The organism is Stenotrophomonas sp. 99219_Sma (genome assembly GCF_056480785.1).
In genome coordinates this window covers 4,265,734-4,289,205 of sequence record NZ_CM151117.1, presented here as the reverse complement: position 1 = coordinate 4,289,205, position 23,472 = coordinate 4,265,734, and the positions used below count along the sequence as shown (strand labels likewise).

The window sequence follows — 23,472 nt, the reverse complement described above, 5'->3', positions numbered from 1 at the left end:
GCAGGGGTTGCTTGAATGATGCCTGTCGGCGCCGGATTGGGGTAGAGCCAGGCCATGCCTGGCTGCAGGTCACAGCCGCCCGAACCCGAACAGCCCTTCCAGCGCATGCCTGCGCCGCTCGATCCGGGCCCGCAGCAGCTGGGCGCCGATCATCGAATAAGTGATGCCGTTGCCGCCGTAGGCCATGGCGAAATGCACCCGTGGCCCCCACTGATCGTGCGGGCCGAAGAAAGGCAGGCCGTCGGCGGTTTCGGCGAAGGTGCCGGCCCAGGAGAAGGCGGGCACCGGATCCAGCCGCGGGAACCAGTGCTGGAGCTGTTTCATCAGCTTGTCGGCCTTGCGCTCTACGCGCCTATCGCGGCGGGCGGGGATGTCGATGGCGTCGTCCAGCCCGCCCACCAGCAGGCGGCGGTCGCCGGTGGCGCGCAGGTAGAGGTACGGGCGTGCGCTCTCCCACACCATCGTGTTGCGCAGCCGGCCCAGCACGTCCGCATCGATCGGGTCGGTGATGAAGGCATAGCTGCTGCGGTTGCGTGCGACGCGCTGCTGCAGCCAGCGTTGGTTGGCATAGCCCATTGCCAGCACCACGTGGCGGGCGTGGATCGTGGCGCCGTCCTCGGTGAGGGCGGTTACCCCGCGCGCGCTGGGCGTGAGCGTGTGCAGTACCGTACGGTCATGCACATTGCCGCCGCGCCGGCGCACGCGTTGCAGCAGCGCATAGGTCAGGCGATAGGGATCGACCCGCGCCGCCTGGCGCGTGAGCAGGGCACCGCCGGCGTCCACGTCGAAGCGCTTCCGCAGTGCCTCCGGGCCCAGCCAGCGGGCATCCAGGCCGATTCCGCGCCGTGCCTCACCTTCGGCCATCAGGCGCGGCACGTCGCGATGGCGGCTGGCCAGGTACAGGCTGTCCATGCGCTGGAAATCAACGTCTTTCAGGCCGCGAGCCACGTCGCCCAGGGCCGGAATCGCCTCGGCACACGCCCGATAGGCAAGCGCGGCGGCGTCCTGACCATGGCGCTGCGCCAGTTCCAGCAGATGGGTATCGATCTCGTACTGCAGCAACGCGGTGCTGGCAGCGGTGCTGCCCCAGCCGATGTCGCGCTGCTCGATCACCGCCACGTCGTGGCCATGCCGGGACAGTTCGTCGGCAATCAGCGCACCGGTGATGCCGCCACCGACCACCAGCACGTCGCAGCGCAGGTCCTTTTCCAATGGCGGAAACGCCTGGATCAATCCATTGCGTACCGCCCACCAGGGGTAACCGCTCTTCAGGTCCATAGCCGTGTGCTGCTCAGGCGGTGGGACGGCCGGTATGGGGGGGCTGGATCAGTTCGGACAGATCGAAGCCCTGCAGGCGGGCGGCCGCCAGATAATGGTCCTGCACGGTAGCGTCCAGCTGCGGTTCGCGGGCCAGCAGCCACAGGTACTTGCGGTCCGGGCTTCCGACCAGCGATACGCTGTAGTCCGGCGCGACCTGGATCACCCAGTAATCGCCCTTGGCGAACGGCAACCAGCGCAGGCCCTTGGGCAGGAAGCTCACCTCCAAGCGCGCGCTGTCGTTGTCGACGGCGCAGGCCTCGCCGGTGGCTTCCTCGACCTCGCCGTCCATACGGCAGCGGTTGGTGACGCCGACGTTGCCGTTGTCGAGCAGGGTGTAGTGCGCCGACACGTCGGTGCAGCCTTCCGGTTCATGGCGCATCGGCAGGCGTGCGATCTCGTACCAGGTGCCCAGGTAGCGGGGCAGCTTGAGGTCGGCAACGGTCTTCAGCGGCGGGTACTCGGTCATCGGCGGTCGTGGCAGGGGTGGGCCTCCACGATGCCGATGGCCTTGCCACGGGCGGGTGAAGCCGGGGCGATGGCCGTGTCCAGAACGTTCCGTCGCCCCCGCGGAGCGCCCGTTGTCACCGGCGTGGCGGTATCCTGCTGCCAGCGCCGTGTTTTCCTGATCCAACCGAGGTGGAGGTGCCGATGTACCAGGTGATCCTGTTGAAGAGTGAATCCGCGTTCGCGCGCGAACAGTGGCCGCAGGTCGATGACCTGGTCGACTACGAAGGCGTGGCCTACAGCCTGCGTGCCGGCCCGCGCCAGCCGCTGCCGACCGACCACGACTGGCACCCGGTGGCGGTATATGCGCCCGATGAGATTACCGAGGAAGAGTTCCAGGACTGGTACGCGCTGCAGCAGCCGGCCGTGGAAGAGCTGCGGCTGAAGTACTGATGCTCGACGTTGCCAGGGCCGCCCATCCGCCCTTGACCGCCTCTGCCGTATAGTCGCGCGCAGGCGCGGTGGTCCGCGCGAACCGGTGTGGCTGGCTTGTCTTCTTTCCTGCGATCGATCCCTGCACGGGGCCCTTGGCTGGCCCTGCTGCTGTGCAGCGCCTTCCTGCTGTCCGCGCCGGTGCTGGCGCAGGATGATGAGCCCACGCCGAAGCAGCAGCTGGCAGATATCGATGCGAAGCTGAAGGAGGTCGACCGCAAGCGTGGTGATGCGGCTGCCATCGAGACGCTGGCGATGCTGTCCGAGAATGCCTCGCAGGTACGGCGTGACGCCGAGGCGCTGGAAAAGGAGCTGCAGCCACAGCTCGTCCGCCTCGACGAACAACTGGCGCAGCTGGGCACGCCTGCCGAGGGCACCACCGAGCCGCCCGAACTGGCGGCGCAACGGCGCAGCATCAACAAACAACGCGACGGACTGGCCGCGTCGGTAGCGCAGGCCAAGACCAGTGCCGTGCGCGCCCAGCAGCTGGCGACCGACATCGACCAGCAGCGCGCCGCGCAACGTACCGAAGAATTGGGGCAGAAGGTTGCCTCGCCGTTGTCGCCCGCGCTGTGGAGCAAAGTTGCCGAGCGCCTGCCGATCGATATCGCACGCGTCGCGCCGTTGGCCGAGCAGGGGCGCGATACGTTCGTCGCTGGCGTCCGGGCCAATGGCTGGGGCACGCCGCTGCTGGGCCTGCTGGCTGCACTGGTGATGATGTTCCCGCTGCGGTTGTGGCTGCGCCGGCTGGGTCGCCGCTTTGCCGCGTCCGAGCGTGCGCCCGATGGCCGCCTGCGGCGCTCCGGCCTGGCCATGTGGCTGCTGCTGGTGGGCACGCTGCTGCCCGGCTATGCCGTGGTGGTGCTGATGGCGGCGCTGGATGCCATCAATGCGATTGCGCCGCGCCTGCAGGTGGTGGCCGACGGGCTGGAGACCGCAACGTTCCGCGCTGCGTTCATTGCGGCACTCAGCGCCTGCATGCTGGTTCCCAAGCGGCCGTCGTGGCGGTTGCTGAATCTGGATGACACCGCCGCGCTCAAGCTGCGCAAGTACGCGTGGGGCGCGGCGGCGCTTGCCTGGCTGAGCACGGTGCTGGTGGCCCTCGATCAGGCCACGCGTACCAGCGATGTCACCACGGTGGCGCTGGATGGCCTGATTGCGCTGACTTACCTGGGCCTGATCATGGCCATGCTGGTGACCCTGGCGCGCCTGCATCGCCGGCAGACCGCCGAGGCCGAGGCCAAGCTGGAGGCGCAGGCCGATGGCGTGGGCGCTGCCACTCCGGTGCGCCGCAGCAGCTGGCTGGTGCTGGCGCGCGTGGCGGGCAATGTCGCGGTGGTGGCCGCCATCGTCGCGACGTTGATGGGCTACCTGAACTTCGCCAAATTCGTGAACCAGCAGCTGATCGGCGGCAGCATCGTGGTGCTGGCGGCGACGCTGCTGTTCAAGTTCGTCGATGACTTGAGCACGTGGATGCTCAACGCCGACAGCAAAGTGGGCCAGACCATTCTGCTCAGCACCGGCCTGAGCGTATCGCGGCTGGAGCAGGCCGGCGTGCTGCTGTCGGCGGCGCTGCGTACCGTGGTCGTGCTGCTCACGCTGCTTGCCCTGGTGGCGCCGTTCGGCAACATCGGTGCGGTGGTGGAGCGATTCACTTCGCTGCTCACCACGGGCATTCCGTTGGGCGGAACCACCCTGAAGCCGATGCAGATCGTGCTGGCGGTTGTGGTGCTCCTGGCCGGCCTGGCGATCACCCAGCTGGTGCAGCGCTGGCTGACCGATACCTATCTGCCCAAGACCGAACTGGACCTGGGCGCACGCAATTCGGTCAGTACCGTCGCCCGCTACGTCGGCATCATCCTCGCCGTGATCTGGGCGTTGACGGCGATGGGGCTGGAGCTGACCAAGCTGGCGCTGCTCGTCAGTGCGTTGTCAGTGGGTATTGGTTTCGGCTTGCAGGTGATCACACAGAACTTCGTCTCCGGCCTGATCCTGCTGGCCGAGCGTCCTGTGAAGATCGGCGACTGGGTGAAGCTGGGCGACCAGGAGGGCGACATCCGCCGCATCAGCCTGCGTTCGACCGAGATCCAGGTAGGCGACAAGTCCACCCTGATCGTGCCCAACTCCGAGCTGGTCACCAAGACTGTGCGCAACATGACGATGGGCAACAACCAGGGCCGCATCCAGATCCAGTTCGCGGTGCCGCCCAGCACCGATGTCGGCAGCCTGCGTCAGGCGCTGCTGGATGCGTATACCGCGCACACCAACGTGCTGAAGCAGCCGGCCCCGACGGTCTACATCGACAGCATTGCCGGTGGCCAGATCACCATCAACAGCTTCGCGTACGTGGCCAGCCCGCGGCAGGTGTATGCGACCCGCAGCGATCTGTACTTCAGCCTGCTGCAGATCCTGGCGGAGCGGAACATCCCGCTGTCGACCCCGACCGACATCCACATCACCCGCGATCCACAGGAGTAGAGGGTCTGCAGGGCTGCGCCCTGCACCCGCTGAATCAACGTCAACCGCAAGAGCAACAGCAACAGCATGCATTCCGTGGTTTGGCGGGGCGGTGTCGGAGTGCGGGGACGCCGTAAATCCGTCCATGGAGGCTTGGCAGCCGCATCCATGCGGCTGACACCCCGCACTCCGACACCGCCCCACCTCTGACAGATTCCTGCGGCTGTCGGTAGGTGTCGACCTTGGTCGACACTTCTGTCAGATATCGAAATCAATCTGGGGTCAGATCCGTTTTCCTCCGGAAAACGGATCTGACCCCATCGGCATGTCCAACAGACCGCAGCAAACTGTCGAAGGCGGGGTGGGTCCGGTTGCGGGGGCGTGAGCCGCATGGATGCGGCGACCGAGCTTACATGGACGTACTTGCAGCGTCCCCCGCAACCGGACCCACCCCGCCAAACCACGGAATGCACGCTGTTGCCGTTGCTGTTGCTTCGGCTTTTGCTTCGGCAGGTGCAGGGCGCAGCCCTGCAAAGAACCCTATCCTCGTGGTCGGCTGCGCGAGGGCACCAGTGCGAACGTATCCACCGCCAGCTTCTCCGCATGGTTCAACCACGCGCGGATCTCCAGATCATCCACTTCGTGGTCCAGCCCGAACGACACGTTGATCTTGCCGTTGGCATCGGGCTGCACCCACTGCTGCGCCAGTACCACCTTGCGCTGCGAGGACACCGCCTCGATCCAGAAGCCGCGATCCGGGCGCGTGCTCGCCACCAGCTGCAGCATGTACTGGCCGGCACGGGTACGACGACCCTTCTGGGTGATCATGTGCGCCTGGCGCACGCTCGGGCGCGGGCCTTGGAACGCGTCCAGCGGTGCATCCACCGCGATGCCGCCACGCAGGTCGTTGTCGCGGTACAGCTTGATGCCGTTGTCGCGGTTGACCAGCAGGGCGCACCAGTCACCGTCGGCCGAGCCGTCCTCGAACGCGGTGCAGCGGTCGACGTAGGCCAGGGTGTTGTCCGGGTTGGCATCGTCGAACTGGCGTGAGGTGTTTTCCAGGTACACGGACTTCAGACTCCAGTCCTTGTCGTACTCCAGCAACACCGGTGGCTGCACGTGCTGCAGGCCGACCACCACCTGGTCATCGCCATCGATCTTCAGCTCGCGGGTCGGTTCGCCCAGCCACAGTGAACGCGCGAAGGCCAGATACTGCGGATAGTCACGGCCACCATCGCGCTGGGTGGCCACGCTGGCGCTGGGCGCGCGCTGGCTGTCGATCAGCGAACGGCCGAAGCCCATCGTCTTCAGGTTCGGGTCCAGCAGGCTGAGCAGGGTCGCACCCGAATCCAGGGTGGTGCCGGCATCGGCGCTGAGCTGCTGCGGGGCAATGCCATCACCCAGGAACAGCAGCAGGTTCTCGCGCTTCTGCCGGGTCAGGATATGGGTCAGATCGTTGGGCATCGCCAGGTGGTCGGAAGCGATGACGATCAGTGTGTCCTTGCCGTACGGGCTGGCCTGGATGCGTTCGACCAGCTGCGAGATCAGGCGGTCGCTGCACTTGAGCGCGTTGAGCATGTTGATGTTGCCGTACTGGCTCTGGTAGCGCTCGCCCTTGCACGACACCGGCAGGTGACCGGCCGGGTGGTGGGTGTCCATGGTCAGCGTGGTCAGCATGAACGGTGAGCCCGCACGCGAGAGCTGTTCGAAGCGCTGGTAGGCGGTATCCAGCAGTACATCGTCATGCACGCCCCAGGCCGAGTAGTGGATGCGGCCGATCTTCCTCTGCTGCTTGAACCACGCCAGGTCATGCACTTCATCGAAACCATGGCTGGCCAGGAACTGGCCCTTGCCGGCGAACTGGCCGTTGGCACCGCCCAGATAGTGGTTGGTATAGCCCTGCTGCTTCAGGTAATCGCCCAGGCACACGGCCTTGGGCAGGAAGCTGCCCATGCGGTCCATGCTGTTCTCATCACCCTGCGAGGTGGTCAGCGGCACGCCGCACATCGACGACACCAGGCCGGCGATGGTCCAGCCGCTGCCCTCGGCCGAGGCCAGGTTGCGCACGTCCAGTGACTCGGACGCCAGGCGGTTGAGGTTGGGCATCAGGCCGGGAAACACGGCCTCGTCCAGGTAGGTACGTTCCAGGCTCTCGCCGTAGATCCAGACGATGTTGCGCGGGCGCTGCAGCGGCTGCGTCGGCACCTGGTATTCGGGTGCGATGCGGGCGAAGTCGACCGGCCGCAGCTGCTGGTACAGGCGCTGGCCGTCGCGGGCCAGCGGACTGATCATGATCGTGGCCACCCACACGGCCGCGAAACCGGCGAACAATGCGCCACCATGGCCGGGCCGGCGCCAGCGCTTCACCCGCGTGGCGAACAGCGGCAGCAGCGAGACCAGCGCCAGCACGATGAAGCCGGCGATATAGCCCTTGAAGTCGGAGACACCGGCGCCTTCCATGTCGGCGCCGAGGTGGTACAGGGTGGCGGCATTGAGCCCATCACCGGACAGCTTGTCGATCAGCCACCACGCGCTGAGCATGAGCAGCAGCAGCGAGAACGCACCAGCCTTCCACCACACCCACTTGTCGGACGCGAGGAACAACCAGCACAGCAGCAACAACGACAGCAGCAGTATCCAGAGCATAGGCAGCTTCGGCAGTGACGGGGTGGTGGTGATGGACGTCGTACCGACGCGTGTCCATCCGACCGACGCTGCCACAAGCACATGCACATGACAGGCCGATGACCCGATAGTGCATGCACGAACCTGACTGAAATGTTTGTTGAAATAACACGCGCGCAATCGCGCTAAGAAGGTAAAACGAGCGTGAAGGGCTTCGTTGGATTACATTAAAAACCGCATGAATACGGGTGTTTTCGTCGACGCGCTAGCGGTGCCCGCGCTCTTCGCGTGCACGCGCACGACGGTCGAACAGCAATGCACTGGTCACGATGCCCAGGCCGAGCACCACGCCGATGAACAACAGAATCAGGGCGATGAGCGGGTAGCCGAACAGGTGCCAGCCGGTGTCGATCTTCATCATCATTGCCGCAGCCATGATCAATGCCGCGCTGATGATGCCGGCTGCCACCCGGTTGGCGATCTTCTGCAGGTTTTCCATCAACCGTGATTCTTCCAGCCCGGTCACCTTCATCTGCAGGCGGTTCTCGGCGAGCAGCGCCATGATGTCCGACAGCTTGCGCGGCCCATCGCGCAGCAGCTGCTGCAACTCCATCGCCTCGCTGGCGATGTTGGCTGCCGACAGCGATTTCTTCAGGCGCGCACGCATCACGTGCTGCAGCTGGCGCTCGACGATGCGGCGGGTTTCCAGCTCGGGTGCCAGCAGCCGGCACACGGTTTCCAGATTGAGCAGCGCCTTGCCCAGCAGGCTCAGTTCCGGTGGCGTGCGCAGGCCGCAGGCGGTGGCGATGCGCACCATGTCCAGCACCACGCGGCCTTCGGAGAAGCTACCGCTGGCGGCGTAGCGCGCGATCAGCTGTCCGGTCTCGCGCAGGTAACGCTCTTCGTCGAAGGCCTCCAGCCGCGTGCTGATGCTGATCAGGTCGTCGGCCACTTCTTCGCCACGACCATCGACCGCGGCGAACAGGATCTTCAGCAGGCGCTCGCGCAGACGCGGCGGCATGTGCGCGACCATGCCCAGGTCGAAGATCGCCAGCCGTCCATCTGGCATCACCCGCAGGTTGCCCGGGTGCGGGTCGGCATGGATCTCGCCATGCACGAAGATCTGGTCCAGGTAGCCGCGGATCAGCGCCGCCGCCAGAGGATCCATCGATTGCTCGGTGCGGCGCACATCGGGAATCGCATCCACGCGCACGCCGGTGGCCAGTTCCATGGTCAGCACGCGCTGGCTGCTGTAGTCCCACAGCGGCTGCGGAATCCACAGGCGGCGGAACGGCTTCAGGTGCCGGCCGAAACGGGCCAGGTTCTCGGCCTCGGCGTGGTAGTCCAGCTCCTGCATCAGGGTCTTGGCGAACTCGTTGAGCCAGTCGCGCAGGCGCACGCGACGGCCCACCTGGGTCAGGTGGTCGGCGGCCAGCGCGAAGCTGCGCAGTGCCTCCAGGTCCGAGCGCAGCTGCGCGGCGACCTCGGGTTTCTGCACCTTCACCGCCACCTGGCGGCCATCGTGCAGCACCGCGCGATGCACCTGCGCGATCGAGGCACAGCCCAATGGCTCGGGATCGAACGCGGCGAACAGCTTGTTCACCGGCGCGCCCAGCTCCTGTTCAACGATGGCATGGATGCGCTCGACCGGAATCTCGGCCACCTTTTCCTGCATGCGCTCCAGCGCCGTGGCGAACTCCACCGGCACCATGTCCGGGCGGGTGGACAGCATCTGGCCTAGTTTGACGAAGGTCGGTCCCAGCGCTTCCAGGTCGCTGACGAACTGTTCCGGGTTGCCATCGGCGGGGACGTCGGCCTGGTTGCTGGCCGCGTCCAGGTTCATGCCCGAGAACACGCCCGAATGGCGGTAGCGCATCAGCAGGCGCAGGATCTGGCTGCGCCGGTTCATGCCTTTGACCAGCGGGGGATTGCCATTGGCGGTGGGCGGATTGCTCAAGCGACACTCCCATGCGACGGATACAGGTAGTGCCGGCCGCTGGCCGGCAATGTCCGGATTACGCAGTGTCGCCGGGGGGCGGTAGGCACGCGGTGAATCCGACCGCTTCCGCAGCTGCCCCGGTATCGGTCAGAATCCGCTCATTCCCTTTCTTGGACGCCCCATGGCCGGTGCCAGCCTGTTCGCCCTGCTCGACGATATCGCCACCCTGCTCGACGATGTCTCGGTCCTGACCAAGGTCGCGGCAAAGAAGACCGCCGGCGTGCTGGGCGACGACCTGGCGCTGAACGCGCAGCAGGTGACCGGGGTCAACGCCAACCGTGAACTGCCGGTGGTGTGGGCGGTGGCCAAGGGCTCGCTGGTGAACAAGGTGATCCTGGTACCGGCGGCGCTGGCGATCAGTGCACTGGAGGCGTGGCTGCACAGCCGTGGCTGGAACGTGCCGCTGATCGTGCCATTGATGATGATCGGCGGTGCCTTCCTCTGCTTCGAGGGCGTGGAGAAGCTGGCGCATCGCTTCCTGCATTCGGCTGACGACGATGCCGAGCATCAGGCCGAGCGGCGCAAGGCGCTGGCCGATACCCAGGTGGACATGGTGGCGTGGGAGAAGGACAAGGTAAAAGGCGCGATCCGCACCGACTTCATCCTCTCGGCCGAGATCATCGTGCTGACCCTGGGCGTGGTCGCCACCGCACCGTTCACCAACCAGGTGGTCACCCTGGCCGTGGTTGCACTGGCGATGACGGTCTTCGTCTATGGGCTGGTGGCGGGCATCGTGAAGCTTGATGACGTCGGCCTGTACCTGTCGCGCAAGGGTGGGGCTGTGGCCGCCTTCGGTCGCGGCCTGGTGGCCTCGGCGCCGTGGCTGATGAAGTTCCTGTCGGTGGCCGGCACCATCGCCATGTTCCTGGTGGGCGGCGGCATCCTGGTGCACAACGTGCCGGCACTGCACCACGCGGTGCAGGCGCTGGGTGGCGAAGGGCAGTGGGGCTGGCTGATCAGCGCTGCGGCCAACATGGTGGTGGGCATCATCGCCGGTGCCATCGTGCTGGCGGCGGTGACCGGGTTCCAGAAGCTGCGCGGTAAGTAAGCGGCGGCCCATTGCCCGGTGGAGGCCGACCTTGGTCGGCGCTTTGTTTACGCGCGTGCCAACCAAGGTTGGCACCTACCGAGGCGCTGTCCTTTGCGTTGGTAGAGGCCGACCTTGGTCGGCGCTTTGTTTCGGCGTGTGCCAACCAAGGTTGGCACCTACCAAAGCGCTGTCCTTTGCGCTGGTAGAGGCCGACCTTGGTCGGCGCTTTGTTCCGGCGTGAGCCAACCAAGGTTGGCACCTACCGAAGCGCTGTCCTTTGCGTTGGTAGAGGCCGACCTTGGTCGGCGCTTCGTTCCGGCGTGAGCCAACCAAGGTTGGCACCTACCGAAGCGCTGTCCTTTGCGTTGGTAGAGGCCGACCTTGGTCGGCGCTTCGTTCCGGCGTGAGCCAACCAAGGTTGGCACCTACCAAAGCGCTGTCCTTGGCGTTGGTAGAGGCCGACCTTGGTCGGCGCTTTGCCCCGGCGTGTGCCAACCAAGGTTGCCACCTACCAAAGCGCTGTCCTTTGCGTTGGTAGAGGCCGACCTTGGTCGGCGCTTTGTTCCGGCGTGAGCCAACCAAGGTTGGCACCTACCGAAGCGGTTCGCGGTGGGCCGGGCGATCAACCCGCCTGCACCCGGTTCTTGCCCTGCCGCTTGGCCGCATACAGCGCGTCATCCGCGCGCCGCAGCAGCGCTTCGGTGTCATCGCCGGGCTGCCATTGCGCCAGCCCGGCACTGAAGTGCACCGGCACGCGCTGGTCCTGTACGGTCAGCACGCGGTGCGCCAGTGAACGCTGCAGGCGTTGCACGGTGGCCATGCTGTCGGCACCCTGGGTTTCCGGCAGCACCAGCACGAACTCGTCGCCACCCAGCCGCGCGATGCCATCGGTGGCGCGCAGCAGCAGCTTGCACACGGCTACCAGGTGCTGCAGCAGTGCATCGCCACCGGCATGGCCATGTGCATCGTTGGTCTGGTGGAAATCATCCAGGTCGATCACCGCCACGCCCAGCGGCGAGTTGTTGCGTGCGGCGCGGGCCAGCTCGCGTTGCAGCAGTTCGTCCAGGCCACGTCGATTCAGCGCCTGGGTCAGCGGATCGATACGCGCCAGGTCACCAGCGGCACGCAGTTCCTGCTCCAGCTCGGCAATGCGCTGCTCTGCACGCTCCACTTCCTGCCGCGCGTTGGCCAGGTGATCGCGCGCCTGTGCGGCCTGCTGCTGCACCTTGCCGGTATCGCGCATCACGTCCTGCAGCAGCTGATTGAGGTCGGCGATGCTGCGCGCTTCGCGCAGCTGCAGCGCATAGCTGCCAATGCGGTCGTGGTATTCGCCGGTGCTGGTGGCCATGCCGTCCATACGCTCGATGAACTCGCCCATCAACCCGCGCATCGCCGCCTTCGAATCGTCGATGCCCTGGCGCAGCAGCCCCTGCTTGTAGATCACTTCGCGCAGTTCGGCGCGGGTGCGCTCGACCGCCTCAGCTTCCAACGGCCCGTCCAGCAGCTGGCGTACTGCGGCGATCTGGCCCTGCAGCCAGCTGCGGTCATCCAGCAGCTCGCTCACGTTCTCCAGCAGCAGCGCGAACAGCTCAAGCAGCAGCGCCTGCTGCTCCTGCCAGCTCTCGGCACGCACGCCGACCTGGTGGCCGAGCTCGCGCACGCCCTGTTCGATCGGTTCCAGCGCCGTGCCCGGTTGCCACTGGCGCAGCTGCATGGCCAGCGTCTGCGCCTGCTCGCGCAGGTCCGGATCGTGCTGCAGCAGGGCCACCACCGCGCCGCCCAGCAGCAGGCGCAGCTGCTCGGACAGGCGTAGGCTTTCCGGCTGCCCATCCGGCGAATGCTGTTCGATGGTGCGGATGTACTTGTCGATCAGCTGCCGCATCGCGCGCCCATAGCGCGGCCAATCGGCGCTGGCCTGCGCCGACTGCAGGCGGTCGCCCATGTCGCCCAGTTCGCCGGGCAGGGTGGCCATGCCATTGGCGAACGCGGCCAGCAGCGGCTCCGGCGCGTCGGCACCAGCAAACAGCTGCTGCAGTGCCACACCACCACCGCCCTGCAGCACCACCCGGTCACCCAGGCCATCGTCCACCACCGCGCGCACGCGTGCCGGCGGCCCAAGGGCGGTACCGGGGGCAGGGCGGTGGTCGGGCTGGTCCGTCATCGAGCAAATCCTGGGGCTGGCAGGGACTGGTTCCAGCATATCGGCGCGGCCGCCGACGGCTTGAACGGCTAGGATGGGCGACAGGATGCCGCAGTGGAGGTGGTGATGCGCGTGATGTTGCTGGGGGCGACCGGGCTGGTCGGCGGGCTGACCCTGTCCAGGCTGCTGGACGACCCGCGCTGCAGCGCCGTGATCGCGCCGACCCGCCGCCCGTTGGCTGTGGCCCATGCCAAGCTGGAGAATCCAGTGCTGGCCTTCGATGCGTTGCCTGGCGCGCCCGAGTGGGCACGCGTGGACGCGGTCATCTGTGCGCTCGGCAGCACCATCGCCCAGGCCGGCAGCCGTGAGGCCTTCCATCGCATCGACCACGACTACCCGCTGGCGTTCGCCCGGCTGGCGCAGGCGCAGGGTGCGCAGACCTATGTGCTGAATTCCGCAGCCGGTGCCAACCCGCAATCGTCGATCTTCTACAGCCGGGTGAAGGGTGAGCTGGAGCGTGACCTGCGCGCGCTGGGCTTCAACTCGTTGACCCTGGTCCGCCCCGGGCTGATCGGGGGCGAGCGCACCGAGGTGCGACGTGGCGAGCGCCTGGCGCTGATGGTGCTGGGTGCTTTGGGGCCGATGTTGCCACGGGCGTGGCGGATCAACCCGGCCAGCGAGATCGCCAAGGCACTGGTCGAGGCCGCGCTGGCCCCGCAGCCGGGTGAGCACGTGGTGGCATCGCGCGCACTGGTCGGCTGATGTCGCGTGCGCTGCGCCTGACCCAGTTGCTGCAGCTGCTGCGCCGCCATCGACGGCCGGTGGCCGGGCAGGTGCTGGCCGAAGCGCTGGGCATCAGCTTGCGAACGCTGTACCGCGATATCGAGACCCTGCGCGAGCAAGGCGCTGACCTGCGTGGTGAGGCTGGCGTCGGCTACCAGCTGGCACCTAGCGATACCCTGCCGCCGATGACCCTGCCACCCGCCGAGATCGATGCATTGGTGCTGGGCCTGCGCTGGGTTGCGGCCCGCACCGAACCCGCGCTGGCCGAGGCCGCGCGTGATGCCTTGGCGCGTATCGCGTATGTGCTGCCTGCAGCGCGCCGCGAGGCGCTGCGTGACAGTGGCCTGCGCGTGGGTCCCTCGCGTGCGGCAGCCAAGGTGCCCGCTGCGCGCCTGCAGGCTGTGCGTGAGGCAGTGGGTTCGCAGCAGCGCCTGAAGTTCGGCTACCAGGATGCGCAGGGCCAACGTACCGAGCGCATCGTCTGGCCGTTCGCGCTGGGCTACTTCGATGAAGTGCCGATGCTGGCGGCGTGGTGTGAGAGCCGCGAGGATTTCCGCCATTTCCGGCTGGACCGCATCCGCCAGGTGCGCGTGCTGGAGGATCGCTACCTCGTGCCGCGCGCCACCCTGCTGCGGCGCTGGCAGAAGGCGCAGGGCATCGCCCCGGACTGGCTGGACCGTTCGTAGCGTCGAGCGTGCTCGACTGTTTCTGCGCTTCGCTTCCTGCTTCTGGGGGAGGGGGCCTTCGCTCTTTGCTTCTGGTAGGGGTCGAGCTTGCTCGACAGCCTTTGATCTTCGCGAACAGCAGTCGAGCAAGCTCGACATCTACCAGAGCAACGGCAACAGCAGTCGAGCAAGCTCGACATCTACCAGGGCAGAGGCAACAGCAGTCGATCACGCTCGACGCTACTGACAGAATCTGTCAGCAGGGCCGTACCACCATGAACGCTCCCAACAACGGAGGTTTCCCATGTTCACGCCCAGCACCCTGCTGCAGTACGTGCGCGACGTCGCCACCAGCGCCACGTTCTACAGCGGCATTCTCGGCAAGCCACCGGTCGAGCAGTCGCCCGGTTTCGCCCTGTTCCTGCTCGGCGATGGCGCCGCACTGGGCCTGTGGCAACGCGATGACGTGCAGCCGCCGGTGTCCGCGCAGGCCGGTGCCGCCGAACTGGCGATGCTGGTCGCCGACCCGGAGGCCGTGCAGCAGATGCACGATGCGTGGCAAGCGCTCGGCGTGCAGATCCTGCAGGCACCGGTGACCTTGGAATTCGGCCACACTTTTGTCGGGGCAGACCCGGATGGCCACCGTCTGCGTGTGTACAGCCGTGCCGAGGGCATGGTCGCGCGGAACTGATCAAGGGAGGGGGCCGGCACTTGCTGGCTCCTGGACCTACCCTTGCTTCTGCGCTGCGTCGACGACGATTGAGAATATCTCGTCGTCTTCCGAATCCCATTCAACGGCCAGCTGGGCCAGCTCTGCGACCACGTCGCGGCCTGGATTGCATCGCCTGAGCTCTTTGATGAACTGTCGGACCTGGCGTGGCGTTAATTCACTGCCCGGATAGTTGAAGAGATTGAGCGCAGCATCTGAAGAGACGTCCAATAGGTCGGGTGCGAGGATGGAATACGCTTTGATGTAGCGGGAGAGCGGAATATCCGACAGGAAGTTCTCTGCTGCACACATGATCGACGCGTCATGTGGCGGGTTCCGGAGGAATTCCCTCATGACCGCAAGGACGACTTCTACTGACGGTGGTTTTGTCAGTGGCCTGTAGAAGTGGTTGGCGTATGCACGGTCACCTTCGTGGGTGACCGCAGCATCCGATAGCGTTGCGAGCATCGTAATCCAGACGTCAGCGTCCAGCGGCGTAGCCGGCTCGGCGTGTCCTTGTTGATCGGCATTGGGGATGATCGCCCGGACGATGGACTCGCCGTTGCGCCATGACTGCAGACGGGAGTCGATAATTGCGTACACCTGATCCTGCTTGTCCCACATGGCGTCCGGCGAGGGCATGGCGTCTTGAGGGAACAATGAGAAGACGTCCGACAAGTAGGGTGCGGCCATGCAGAAGTAGCGAACGGTGAACTCCAGCAATTCCGGGTCGAATGCAGCGCCGGGGATTTCGTCCTGGAAGGCAGCTTCGATGCATGCCAAGGCATCTGCCGGCGAGGGAGCGGCGGCCACCGTAGAGCCGACCGATGCGTCGAGGAACGCGCGATTTCGGGCGAGCCAGCGCAGGAAGATGATGCTGAGGACCCAGTTCGTGTCAGACGGATCCTCATCTCTCGTCAACCGTAAGAAGAATGGAGAGGTGCGGAAAAAATCATCGCCCGCGTTCAGGAATTCTTCGAGTGTGGGCGGTGTCTCAAACATTGAAATTCGACGTCTGCAGAGAGCCTCAATGCTATCGAGCTGCTCTTGGGAATCCATGCAACTATTCTCAAAATGCTCCCTTGCGCTCTCGCCCGACCGTCGGAGAGCCCAGTAGATCCACGTCCATGCGTAGATGGGGCACGACGGAGCGGGCACAAAAAAACGCCGGGCATTGCCCGGCGTTTCTCCAATTCATGTGCCAACCAAGGTTGGCACCCACCAGTCAGTTTCATGTGCCAACCAACGGTTGGCACCCACCGATAAGCTGGTTGATCAGCTGGCCAGCGCCAGGTCGTCCATCATCGCGCGCAGGAAGCGGGCCGCTTCACCGCCCGTGGCCGCGCGGTGGTCGAAGGTGACCGACAGCGGGATCACCTTGTGCGCTTCCACACCGCCCATCACCGGGGTCATCTGGTGGCGGGCACGGCCGGCACCGACGATGGCCACGCACGGCGGCACCACGACCGGGGTCGCGTAGCGGCCGGCGAACATGCCGAAGTTGGACAGCGAGATGGTGTAGCCGCTCAGTTCCGAGGCGGCGATCGAACGCGATTCCACCTGCTCGCGCAGGCGGTTGACGCCTTCGCGGATGCCGCGTGCATCGAGCATGTCGGCATTGCGCAGCGCCGGCACGAACAGGCCGTCGTCGGTGTCCACGGCGATGCCGATGTCCACCTGCGCGTGCAGGGTGCGGGTCAGCGCTTCGCCGTCGAACCAGGCGTTCATCGCCGGAACCTTCTGCGCGGCGACCACGATCGAGCGCACCAGGCGCGCGGTGACGTCGTTGCCCGGCAGCCAGGCGTGGATGTCGGCGTCGTCGTTCAGCGTGGTCGGTACGACCTTGCTGTGCGCATCGGCCATCACGCGCGCCATGTTGCGGCGCACGCCCTTCAGCGGTTCCGGCTGGCCCTTGGCGACCACGCCCGGCGGCTGGGTACGCATCGGCTTGCCGGCGGCAGACAGCGGGGTGCGGGCTTCGCTCTGCACCGGGGCCGACACCTGCGCCGGGGCCGGCGCGGCATACGCAGCAGCGGCAACCGGTGCTGGCGCGGCGCCGAGCTTGGCGGTGCCGTTGGCGGCGGCCTGCTTGACGTCGGCCATGGTGACCGCGCCATCGGTGCCGGTAGCGGCCACGCGGCTCAGGTCCACGCCCAGCTTGCGCGCCATCGCACGCACGGCCGGCACGGCCTTGACGCCACCGACGGCCAGCGCCTGTTCGGCGTGCACGGCATTGGAGCTCTGCATCGCGCCGACCACGGTACCGGCGTCATCACGCTCGGCAGCGGCCGGCTTGGCGGCTTCGGCGGCCACCGGTGCAGCGGCGGCCGGCAGCGGCGGCGGGGTCGGCGCGGCAGCCGGTGCGGCATGACCATGGCTGTGGCCGGTGTCCTGGCCATCGGCGCGCTGCGGCAGGTTCGGGTCCAGTTCGAAGCTGGCCAGCACCGAGCCGGTCGGGATGATGTCGCCTGCGGCGCCGGACAGCTTCAGCACCTTGCCGGAGAACGGCGAGGGCACTTCGACGACGGCCTTGGCGGTCTCCATCGAGACCAGCGGCTCGTCCAGCTTGATCACATCGCCTTCATTGACGAACCACTCGACGATGGTCGCGTCCGGCAGGCCTTCGCCCAGGTCGGGCAGGTTGAAGTTCTTGGTCTGGCTCATTTGCAGTTCTCTTCCAGCAGTTCCAGTTCGCGGGCCGGCAGCCAACCCGTCGCGCCATTGGCGCGCTCGGACCACCACCACCCGCCGTGTTCGTGATGAAGCTTCACCATCTCGCCGCTTTCCACATCCAGCTCGCGGGCGTCGTAGTCGCACAGCGCTTCGGCGCGACCCTCGTCCAGCAGCTGCAACCAGGCGATGGGCGCCCATCCAGCGCGCCCATCGTTGGTGCGTACCCAGGCAAACGCCGGCCATTCCTCGTCACGGACACCTACTTCGACGATCTGGCCGGTGTGGAACCGGAGCGGGTTGGGATACTGGCTGCGGTAAGCCCCCAGAAGGCGGGCCCGCATGTCAGCCGGCCGCCACCGCGCGCTTGGCCGCAGCCACGATCCGCTCAACGCTCGGCAGGTACTTCATTTCCAGGCGGAACAGCGGAATGTGGGTGTCGTAGCCAGTGACGCGCTCGACCGGGGCCAGCAGGTCGTAGATCGATTCCTCGGCCAGACGCGCAGCGATTTCGGCGCCGAAGCCCGCGGTCTTCGGGGCCTCCTGCACGATCACGCAGCGGCCGGTCTTGGCCACCGATTCGGCGATGGTGGCGAAGTCCAGCGGACGCAGCGTGGCCACGTCGATGACTTCGGCACTGATGCCTTCGCCGGCCAGCTTGTCGGCCGCTTCCAGCGCTTCCTTCACCTGCGCGCCCCAGGTCACCAGGGTCACGTCGGTGCCATCGCGCAGCACAAAGCAGACGTCCAGCGGCAAGGCTTCGCCGTCGTTGACGACTACTTCCTTGTACTGGCGGTAGATGCGCTTGGGCTCCATGTAGATCACCGGATCCGGCTCGCGGATCGCGGCCAGCAGCAGGCCGTAGGCGCGCTGCGGCGACGACGGCAGCACCACGCGCAGGCCCGGCACGTTGGTGAAGATCGCCTCGTTGGCTTCGCTGTGGTGTTCCGGCGCGCGGATGCCACCGCCCCACGGCACGCGCAGCACCATCGGGCAGTGCAGGCGGCCACGGGTGCGGTAACGCAGGCGGGCGGCGTGGCAGACGATATGGTCGACCATCGGGTACATGAAACCGTCGAACTGGGCCTCGGCCACCGGCTTCATGCCCTGCGCCGCCAGACCGATGGTCAGGCCGGCGATGGTGGTTTCATCCAGCGGGGTGTCGAGGATGCGTTCGGAGCCGAAGCGCTGCTGCAGGCCGGCGGTGGCGCGGAACACGCCGCCGTTGACGCCCACGTCCTCGCCCAGCACCAGCACCGACGGGTCGTGCTCCAGCTCCCAGGCCAGTGCCTGGGTGATGGCTTCGATCAGGGTGATGGGGGTGGTGGTCATGCTCTCTTCTCCGCGCGCGACGGCGGCGCTGTCGGCGGCGTTGGTGTGCGCGCCGGGCGCGCCGTTCTTGATCTCATCCATGGCGCTTCTCCAGGGCGATCGCCTGGGCACGCTGGGCCAGCAGGTCCGGCGGCGGATCGGCATACAGGAAGTCGAACATCGCCTCGACCGGCTGCACCGGCGTGTTGAGGTACAGGTTCACTTCCTCGTCCACGCGGGTGCCGCATTCGGCGACCCAAGCAGTTTCCTCTTCTTCGCTCCACACACCGGCGTTGATCAGGTACTTGCGCAGGCGCAGCATCGGCTCGCGCTGCCAGGCATCCTTCACTTCGGCGTCGTCGCGGTAGCGGCGCGCGTCATCGGCGGTGGTGTGGTCGGACAGGCGGTAGGTCATCAGTTCCAGCACGGTGCCACCGTTGCCGGCCAGCGCACGTTCGCGCGCCTGCTCCATCGCCGCCAGCACTGCGATCAGATCGTTGCCGTCCACCTGCAGGCAGTGCAGGCCGCCGGCCAGGCCCTTCTGCGCCAGCGTCTCGGCACCGGTCTGGGCCGAACGCGGAACCGAGATGGCCCAGCCGTTGTTGACGATGCACAGGATCAGCGGCAGCTTGTAGGCGCCGGCCGAATTCAATGCCGCGTAGAAATCGGTCTTGGAGCTGCCGCCGTCGCCGCACACGGCCACCGCGATCTGCCGTTCCTTGTTGAGCTTGAACTTCAGCGCGGCGCCTGCGGCATGCAGGCACTGGGTGGAGATCGGCACGCAGAACGGGAAGTCCTTGGCTGCGTTGCCGCCGTAGTCGTTGCCGCGTTCGTCGCCACCCCAGTACATCAGCACGTCGTGCGGGCGCACGCCGCGCATGAACATCGCGCCATACTCGCGGTAGGACGGTGCGAACACGTCGTCCTTCTGCATGGCGGCACCGATGCCCACGTGCGCGGCTTCGTGGCCCAGGCAGGCGGCATAGGTGCCGAGCTTGCCGGTGCGCTGCAGCGCGATGGATTTGCTGTCGAACGTGCGTACGAACAGCATCTGCTTGAACAGCGGTACCAGGACCTTGGGGTCGCGCAGCGACGCGGGCAGGTCATCGCGGACGAGCTTGCCGTCCGTATCCAGGTACTGCAGGTATTCGATCTTGAATTCAGCGGCAACCGTCATTGCGTACTGCACCTTCGACAGAGAAGTTACAAATGATATGAATCGCCATGTTAAGGAACGCGTACGGAATAGCCTTCCTGCGCCGCAACACGGCGATTCCCCGTTTTACCCCTGCCGGCGGGTGGGGGGCCAATAACAACAACGTATTCAGTCGTTGCTGCAAAGCATCAGAATACGCCTCTGGCTGACCGCCAGTACAACGGCCTGGGCGGTTCCACGCGCAGGCCTGGTATCGGCCGATGCTCCACGGCCAACCGCACGCCCGGGTATGGACCCGGCGGCTGCCAGCGCGGCGGCAACGCGCTACCCTTGCCGCCCCCGATCTGGTCCCGCCCATGTCCGTCGACAACAACCAACGCGATCTCGAAGCCGGCATCCACACCGACCTGCAGGGACGCCTGACCTATGGCGGCTACCTGCGGCTGGACCAGCTGCTCAGCGCGCAGCAGCCGTTGTCCAACCCGCCGCACCATGACGAGATGCTCTTCATCATCCAGCACCAGACCTCGGAGCTGTGGCTGAAGCTGCTTGGCCACGAACTGCGTGCCGCAATCGGCTTCCTGCAGCGTGATGAAGTCTGGCAGTGCCGCAAGGTGCTGGCGCGCAGCAAGCAGGTGCTGCGCCAGCTGACCGAGCAGTGGTCGGTACTGGAAACGCTGACCCCGTCCGAGTACATGGGCTTCCGCGACGTGCTGGGCCCGTCGTCGGGGTTCCAGTCGCTGCAGTACCGCTACATCGAGTTCCTGCTGGGTAACAAGAACGCACAGATGCTGCAGGTGTTCGAGCACGATGCGGCCGGGCAGGCGCAGCTGCGCACCGTGCTGGAGGCGCCCAGCCTGTACGAGGAATTCCTGAAATACCTGGCCCGCTTCGGCCATGCCGTCCCGGCGGTGTACGAGGCCCACGACTGGACCCAGCCGCATGTGGCCGATGACGCACTGCAGCCGGTCTTCGAACGCATCTACCAGGACACCGACCGCTACTGGCGCGAGTACTCGCTGTGCGAGGACCTGGTGGACCTGGAGACCGCCTTCCAGCTGTGGCGATTCCGACACATGCGCACCGTAATGCGGGTGATCGGCTTCAAGCGCGGTACGGGCGGCTCGTCCGGCGTGGGCTTCCTGGCCAAGGCGCTGGAACTGACCTTCTTCCCCGAACTGTTCCAGGTGCGGACCAGCCTGCAGGCCGGGCCCCCGGCAGAACAGGGCTGATCCGTATTCAGCTTGGATCCCGGCCGGCGGCTGGATCATTTCAGATGCAAGTTCAGGGAGCAGGCTGGCACCTGCCTCAAACGGCGTGTATTTGACGTGAACGCCAGAAGTCGGTGATCCTCGCGCGTTGCTCCAACTGCACATCGGACGTGCTCGTCATCCACCGAACCAGGAAATCCGCATGAGCGTAAACGCCACTGCGAACACCCCAGAGCCGGCGCTGCCGGACTTCAAGACCACGCTGGGCCACCCGCGCCCGTTGTGGATGCTGTTCATGACCGAGTTCTGGGAGCGCTTTGCGTTCTACGGCATCCGCTGGGCCTTGGTGCTGTACATCGTCGCCCAGTTCTACAATGGCAGCGCTGCCGGTGAAGGCGACGCCAGCCGCATCTACGGCGCCTACCTGGCCCTGGTGTATGCCGCAGCGATCTTCGGTGGCTACGTGGCCGACCGGGTACTGGGTTACCAGCGATCGATCCTGACCGGCGCGATCATCATGGCCGCCGGCCTGTTCATGATCTCGCTGCCGCAGGAGCACATCTTCAAGCTCGGCCTGGCCACGATCATCGTCGGCAACGGCCTGTTCAAGCCCAACATCTCGACCATGGTCGGCAAGCTGTACGGCCTGAAGGATGAGCGCCGCGACTCGGGCTTCACCATCTTCTACATGGGCATCAACATCGGCGCGATGATCGCCCCGGTGCTGACCGAGTACCTGGCCCGCAAGGTCTTCGGTACCGACGCGATGCCGTCCTACAAGGTCGTGTTCATCGCCTCGGGCGTGGGCATGCTGATCTCGCTGGTGTGGTTCTACATCGGTCGTGCCGGCCTGAAGGGCATCGGTGCACCGCCGGCCGGCGCTGAAGGCTTCGGCCGCATCATCATGGTGCTGGCCGGTGCCGTGGTCGCCATCCCGGTCGCCTACTTCCTGCTGGCCACTGGCGCCACCGCGCTGGCCTGGATCCTGGGCGCGATGTTCACCGCGCTGGCCATCCTGCTGCTGGTCGAGGGCATCCGCGAGGGCAAGGTGCAGCGCGACCGCGTGATCGCGATGCTGATCATCTTCGCCTTCAACGTGATGTTCTGGATGTTCTTCGAGCAGGCCGGCAGCTCGTTCACCTTCCTGGCCGAGAACATCGTCAACCGCCAGATGGGTGACTGGACCTTCCCGACCGCGTGGTTCCAGTCGGTCAACTCGGTGGCCATCATCACCCTGGCGCCGATCATCGCCTGGATCTGGGTGGCCCTGGGCCGCGCCAATCCGTCCATCCCGCGCAAGTTCGGCCTGGGCCTGCTGTTCAACGGCGCCGCCTTCGCCCTGCTGATGTTCGCCCTGTCGCAGATGGTCGTGGACGGCAAGATCCCGTTCTGGACCCTGTTCATGGTCTACGTCATCCAGTCGGTGGGTGAGCTGTGCCTGTCGCCGATCGGCCTGTCGATGGTGACCAAGCTGGCCCCGGTGCGCCTGGTCGGTTTCGGCATGGGTGGCTGGTTCCTGTCCACTGGCATCGGCAACAACCTGTCGGGCATCTTCGCTGGCGTGGTCAGTGGTGAAGGCGGCATGACGGTCGAGTCGGCCCTGAAGGGGTATACCTTCGGGTTCTGGGCCCTGATCGGCTCCGGCGTGGTGCTGTTCCTGGTCGCCCCGCTGATCAACAAGCTGATGCACGGCGTCAAATGATGATGAGAGGGTAGAAGGCATGCGCAGCAAGCTCGGTGGTGCAATGGTGGTGGTCTGTGCGGCGCTGATCGGCGCCTGTTCCCAACCGCAACCGCCTGCCGCCGCCGAGCCTACGCAGCCTCTGGATACCCGGCCCACCGAGCCACCGGTCGCTGACCCCAGCGAACCGGTGGCCTCGGGCAACACCCCGGTGGCGGCGGACATCGCCGCCATCGCAGGGCTCGGCGCGCAGTTCGACCCGGCCCGCGATCCCGCCGACGACCTGGCCACCGCCAAGGTGGAAGCCCAGCGCGGCAAGAAGCGGATCCTGCTCGAGGTCGGCAACGCCGCCTGTGAGCGCTGCCGGGCGCTGGACGAGGTGGTGGAAGGCAACGGCGACCTGCGCCGCTTCCGCGATGCCCACTACGTGTGGGTGAAGGTCAACGCCAGCGACGAACAGCCCAACACCGCTTTCTTCGCCCAGTTCCCGATGATGGAACGCGACTACCCGTACCTGCTGGTACTTGATGCCGATGGCGGACTGCTGGTGTCGCAGGCCACCGGCGAGCTGCGCAAGGGCGAAGCCTTCCAGCCCGCGCGGGTGACCGCGTTCCTCAAGCAGTGGGCACCTGACAAACCGGAATAGGGTAGTGCCGGCCGCTGGCCGGCCGCTTCGGTGGATGCCGACCGTTGGTCGGCACTGAGGCACATCCACGCGTGACGTGGGTCGATTGCGCGCGCCGTCACACTCTCTGAAACGGCGTCTCAACTTCATCGCA

At 66.2% G+C, this 23,472-nt stretch carries 18 protein-coding genes and 1 pseudogene; 9 read left to right on the top strand and 10 right to left on the bottom strand.

Annotated features, from left to right (window positions below; all coding sequences use genetic code 11):
* Positions 1-69: 69 nt before the first annotated feature.
* Positions 70-1,278 carry an NAD(P)/FAD-dependent oxidoreductase gene (locus tag ACZK13_RS19545; protein WP_478482092.1) on the bottom strand — a complete coding sequence of 403 codons (1,209 nt, stop codon included), beginning with the start codon at positions 1,276-1,278 and terminating at the stop codon, positions 70-72.
* Positions 1,279-1,291: 13 nt separating this feature from the next.
* A complete protein-coding gene (locus ACZK13_RS19540; RefSeq protein ID WP_478482090.1) occupies positions 1,292-1,786 on the bottom strand; it encodes a lipocalin family protein in 495 nt (164 codons plus the stop codon).
* Positions 1,787-1,968: 182 nt separating this feature from the next.
* Between ACZK13_RS19540 and ACZK13_RS19535 the strand changes: the two genes are divergently transcribed.
* Both ACZK13_RS19535 and ACZK13_RS19530 read left to right on the top strand, forming a co-directional pair.
* Positions 1,969-2,217, top strand: a complete 249-nt coding sequence (locus ACZK13_RS19535; RefSeq protein WP_049422925.1) for a hypothetical protein — start codon at positions 1,969-1,971, stop codon at positions 2,215-2,217.
* An 87-nt stretch (positions 2,218-2,304) separates the two neighbouring features.
* Positions 2,305-4,734, top strand: coding sequence for a DUF3772 domain-containing protein (locus tag ACZK13_RS19530; RefSeq protein WP_478482089.1), 2,430 nt, complete (start codon positions 2,305-2,307; stop codon positions 4,732-4,734).
* Between the two features lie 519 nt (positions 4,735-5,253).
* Here ACZK13_RS19530 and ACZK13_RS19525 read toward each other — a convergent pair.
* Together ACZK13_RS19525 and ACZK13_RS19520 are read right to left on the bottom strand one after the other, a co-directional pair.
* Positions 5,254-7,359, bottom strand: coding sequence for a phosphoglycerol transferase I (locus ACZK13_RS19525; RefSeq protein WP_253146073.1), 2,106 nt, complete (start codon positions 7,357-7,359; stop codon positions 5,254-5,256).
* A gap of 244 nt (positions 7,360-7,603) precedes the next feature.
* Positions 7,604-9,250 (bottom strand): annotated as a pseudogene (locus ACZK13_RS19520) (ABC1 kinase family protein); the annotation flags it as partial.
* A gap of 208 nt (positions 9,251-9,458) precedes the next feature.
* Here ACZK13_RS19520 and ACZK13_RS19515 point away from each other — a divergent pair.
* Positions 9,459-10,385: a DUF808 domain-containing protein gene (locus tag ACZK13_RS19515; protein WP_253146074.1), complete on the top strand. Its 927-nt coding sequence runs from the start codon at positions 9,459-9,461 to the stop codon at positions 10,383-10,385.
* A gap of 604 nt (positions 10,386-10,989) precedes the next feature.
* Here the strand turns inward: ACZK13_RS19515 and ACZK13_RS19510 are convergent.
* Positions 10,990-12,528 (bottom strand): GGDEF domain-containing protein, encoded by a 1,539-nt coding sequence (locus ACZK13_RS19510; RefSeq protein WP_253144325.1) that lies wholly within the window; start codon positions 12,526-12,528, stop codon positions 10,990-10,992.
* A gap of 105 nt (positions 12,529-12,633) precedes the next feature.
* Between ACZK13_RS19510 and ACZK13_RS19505 the strand changes: the two genes are divergently transcribed.
* From ACZK13_RS19505 to ACZK13_RS19495, 3 genes are all read left to right on the top strand, one after another.
* Complete coding sequence (locus ACZK13_RS19505) at positions 12,634-13,269, top strand: Rossmann-fold NAD(P)-binding domain-containing protein (protein WP_185749960.1); 636 nt, start codon at positions 12,634-12,636, stop codon at positions 13,267-13,269.
* The gene (locus ACZK13_RS19500) at positions 13,269-13,976 is read left to right on the top strand and encodes a helix-turn-helix transcriptional regulator (RefSeq protein ID WP_478482087.1); all 708 of its coding nucleotides are present in this window, start codon (positions 13,269-13,271) and stop codon (positions 13,974-13,976) included. The genes ACZK13_RS19505 and ACZK13_RS19500 overlap by 1 nt, the downstream gene beginning before the upstream one ends.
* 283 nt (positions 13,977-14,259) lie before the next feature.
* Positions 14,260-14,646 (top strand): VOC family protein, encoded by a 387-nt coding sequence (locus tag ACZK13_RS19495; RefSeq protein WP_049401688.1) that lies wholly within the window; start codon positions 14,260-14,262, stop codon positions 14,644-14,646.
* Between the two features lie 36 nt (positions 14,647-14,682).
* Here ACZK13_RS19495 and ACZK13_RS19490 read toward each other — a convergent pair whose 3' ends face one another.
* From ACZK13_RS19490 to pdhA, 5 genes are all read right to left on the bottom strand, one after another.
* The gene (locus ACZK13_RS19490; protein WP_478482531.1) at positions 14,683-15,633 is read right to left on the bottom strand and encodes a hypothetical protein; all 951 of its coding nucleotides are present in this window, start codon (positions 15,631-15,633) and stop codon (positions 14,683-14,685) included.
* 306 nt (positions 15,634-15,939) lie between these two features.
* Positions 15,940-17,328 (bottom strand): dihydrolipoamide acetyltransferase family protein, encoded by a 1,389-nt coding sequence (locus ACZK13_RS19485; protein WP_253144335.1) that lies wholly within the window; start codon positions 17,326-17,328, stop codon positions 15,940-15,942.
* A complete protein-coding gene (locus ACZK13_RS19480; RefSeq protein ID WP_005411349.1) occupies positions 17,325-17,678 on the bottom strand; it encodes an SH3 domain-containing protein in 354 nt (117 codons plus the stop codon). The genes ACZK13_RS19485 and ACZK13_RS19480 overlap by 4 nt, the downstream gene beginning before the upstream one ends.
* Position 17,679: 1 nt before the next feature.
* Positions 17,680-18,747 carry an alpha-ketoacid dehydrogenase subunit beta gene (locus ACZK13_RS19475; RefSeq protein ID WP_019338598.1) on the bottom strand — a complete coding sequence of 356 codons (1,068 nt, stop codon included), beginning with the start codon at positions 18,745-18,747 and terminating at the stop codon, positions 17,680-17,682.
* A complete protein-coding gene (gene pdhA / locus ACZK13_RS19470; RefSeq protein ID WP_478482085.1) occupies positions 18,740-19,822 on the bottom strand; it encodes a pyruvate dehydrogenase (acetyl-transferring) E1 component subunit alpha in 1,083 nt (360 codons plus the stop codon). Before pdhA ends, ACZK13_RS19475 begins: the two co-directional genes overlap by 8 nt.
* Before the next feature lie 335 nt (positions 19,823-20,157).
* On the opposite strand from pdhA, the gene ACZK13_RS19465 reads away from it, so the two are divergent.
* The 3 genes from ACZK13_RS19465 (at position 20,158) to ACZK13_RS19455 (ending at position 23,339) form a co-directional block, all read left to right on the top strand.
* Positions 20,158-21,033, top strand: coding sequence for a tryptophan 2,3-dioxygenase (locus ACZK13_RS19465; RefSeq protein WP_121504224.1), 876 nt, complete (start codon positions 20,158-20,160; stop codon positions 21,031-21,033).
* 181 nt (positions 21,034-21,214) lie between these two features.
* Positions 21,215-22,714, top strand: a complete 1,500-nt coding sequence (locus ACZK13_RS19460; RefSeq protein ID WP_253144337.1) for a peptide MFS transporter — start codon at positions 21,215-21,217, stop codon at positions 22,712-22,714.
* A 19-nt stretch (positions 22,715-22,733) separates the two neighbouring features.
* Entirely contained in the window at positions 22,734-23,339 is a 606-nt protein-coding gene (locus ACZK13_RS19455; protein WP_253144339.1) for a thioredoxin family protein, read from the top strand.
* Positions 23,340-23,472: the final 133 nt, after the last annotated feature.

Coding starts and splice junctions, on each gene's coding strand:
- ACZK13_RS19545 (WP_478482092.1), bottom strand. CDS start 1,278: ATGGACCTGAAGAGCGGTTACCCCTGGTGGGCGGTACGCAATGGATTG.
- ACZK13_RS19540 (WP_478482090.1), bottom strand. CDS start 1,786: ATGACCGAGTACCCGCCGCTGAAGACCGTTGCCGACCTCAAGCTGCCC.
- ACZK13_RS19535 (WP_049422925.1), top strand. CDS start 1,969: ATGTACCAGGTGATCCTGTTGAAGAGTGAATCCGCGTTCGCGCGCGAA.
- ACZK13_RS19525 (WP_253146073.1), bottom strand. CDS start 7,359: ATGCTCTGGATACTGCTGCTGTCGTTGTTGCTGCTGTGCTGGTTGTTC.
- ACZK13_RS19515 (WP_253146074.1), top strand. CDS start 9,459: ATGGCCGGTGCCAGCCTGTTCGCCCTGCTCGACGATATCGCCACCCTG.
- ACZK13_RS19510 (WP_253144325.1), bottom strand. CDS start 12,528: ATGACGGACCAGCCCGACCACCGCCCTGCCCCCGGTACCGCCCTTGGG.
- ACZK13_RS19505 (WP_185749960.1), top strand. CDS start 12,634: ATGCGCGTGATGTTGCTGGGGGCGACCGGGCTGGTCGGCGGGCTGACC.
- ACZK13_RS19500 (WP_478482087.1), top strand. CDS start 13,269: ATGTCGCGTGCGCTGCGCCTGACCCAGTTGCTGCAGCTGCTGCGCCGC.
- ACZK13_RS19495 (WP_049401688.1), top strand. CDS start 14,260: ATGTTCACGCCCAGCACCCTGCTGCAGTACGTGCGCGACGTCGCCACC.
- ACZK13_RS19485 (WP_253144335.1), bottom strand. CDS start 17,328: ATGAGCCAGACCAAGAACTTCAACCTGCCCGACCTGGGCGAAGGCCTG.
- ACZK13_RS19480 (WP_005411349.1), bottom strand. CDS start 17,678: ATGCGGGCCCGCCTTCTGGGGGCTTACCGCAGCCAGTATCCCAACCCG.
- ACZK13_RS19475 (WP_019338598.1), bottom strand. CDS start 18,747: ATGGATGAGATCAAGAACGGCGCGCCCGGCGCGCACACCAACGCCGCC.
- pdhA (WP_478482085.1), bottom strand. CDS start 19,822: ATGACGGTTGCCGCTGAATTCAAGATCGAATACCTGCAGTACCTGGAT.
- ACZK13_RS19465 (WP_121504224.1), top strand. CDS start 20,158: ATGTCCGTCGACAACAACCAACGCGATCTCGAAGCCGGCATCCACACC.
- ACZK13_RS19460 (WP_253144337.1), top strand. CDS start 21,215: ATGAGCGTAAACGCCACTGCGAACACCCCAGAGCCGGCGCTGCCGGAC.
- ACZK13_RS19455 (WP_253144339.1), top strand. CDS start 22,734: ATGCGCAGCAAGCTCGGTGGTGCAATGGTGGTGGTCTGTGCGGCGCTG.